2 protein-coding genes are annotated in these 1,336 nt (G+C 70.5%); both read left to right on the plus strand.

Annotated features, from left to right (window positions below; all coding sequences use genetic code 11):
- On the plus strand, positions 1-931 hold a 931-nt coding region (locus tag FV223_RS27680), incomplete at its 5' end, for an HlyD family type I secretion periplasmic adaptor subunit (RefSeq protein ID WP_147729885.1).
- A gap of 183 nt (positions 932-1,114) precedes the next feature.
- Positions 1,115-1,240 carry a type B 50S ribosomal protein L36 gene (ykgO, locus tag FV223_RS27685; RefSeq protein WP_003601867.1) on the plus strand — a complete coding sequence of 42 codons (126 nt, stop codon included), beginning with the start codon at positions 1,115-1,117 and terminating at the stop codon, positions 1,238-1,240.
- Positions 1,241-1,336 lie beyond the last annotated feature (96 nt).

Genomic DNA, 1,336 nt, shown 5'->3' on the forward strand with positions numbered 1-1,336 from the left:
CCTCAACGTCGGCGCCGACTGGATCGCGGTGTCCTTCGTGCAGCGGCCCGAGGACGTGGCCGAGGTGAAGAAGGTCTGCGCCGGCCGCGCCGGGCAGAAGGCGCAGCTCTCCGAGCGCATCGAGCAGCTGCGCCAGGAGATCGGCGGCCTGACCCAGCAGGCCAACGCCAAGGAGCGCGAGATCGCGCTGATCCTCACCGAGCTGACGGGGGTGCGCGAGCTCTACGCCAAGAACCTGGTGCCGCTCTCGCGCGTCACGGCGCTCGAGCGCGAGACCGCCCGGCTCCAGGGCGAGCGCGGCCAGCTCGTCGCGCAGACCGCCTCGGCCAAGGGCAAGATCACCGAGACCGAGCTGCAGATCCTGCAGGTCGACGGCGACATGCGCACCGAGGTCGGCAAGGATCTCGCCGAGATCCGCGGCAAGCGCTCGGAGCTGCGCGAGAAGCGGGTCGCGGCCGAGGACCAGCTCAAGCGCATCGACCTGCGCAGCCCGCAGGACGGCACCGTCCACCAGATGACGGTCCACACCGTGGGCGGGCTGGTGACGCCGTCCGAGCCGGCGATGCTGATCGTGCCCACGGCCGACCAGCTCGCCGTCGAGGTCAAGATCCCGCCCCAGGACATCGACAGCGTGCGCCGCGAGCAGCGTGCGGTGCTGCGGTTCTCCGCCTTCAACAGCCGCACCACGCCCGAGATCGACGGCACGGTGAGCCGCGTCTCGGCCGACGTCTCGACCGATCCCAAGACCGGCCAGAGCTACTACACCGCCCGCATCCGCGTGCCCGAGACCCAGCGCGAGCGCCTGGGCGAGGTCCAGCTCGTGCCCGGCATGCCGGTCGAGGCCTTCCTCCAGATCGGCGAGCGCTCCGTGATGAGCTACCTGATGAAGCCGCTCGCCGACCAGGTCGCCAAAGCCTGGCGCGAGAAGTAGGCACGCGGGCACGGCCCTGCGCGATGCTTCGCTGCGGTGCCTTGCCTCGTGCGGCCGAATCCTGATATGGGGCCCGCTCTTTCCGCGATGCGTCCGCCGCCATCGCCGTGCGCCCGCGAGGGCGTGCGATCCCGACACCCTTTCGATGGACGGCCGGTCCGACCCGCGCCGCGTGCAAGACCGATGAAGATTCGCAACTCCCTCAAGTCGCTCCGTGGCCGCCACCGCGACAACCAGCTCGTGCGCCGCAAGGGCCGGGTCTACGTCATCAACAAGACCCAGAAGCGCTTCAAGGCCCGCCAGGGCTGAGGCGTCGCGGCATCCGTCCCCGACGGATGCCCGACCGGGCGGCGCGACCCCACACCCCCCAGACACTTAAACACATCACCGAGCCCACGACACCGG

It is taken from the genome of Methylobacterium sp. WL116 (genome assembly GCF_008039455.1).
GTDB lineage: Bacteria > Pseudomonadota > Alphaproteobacteria > Rhizobiales > Beijerinckiaceae > Methylobacterium.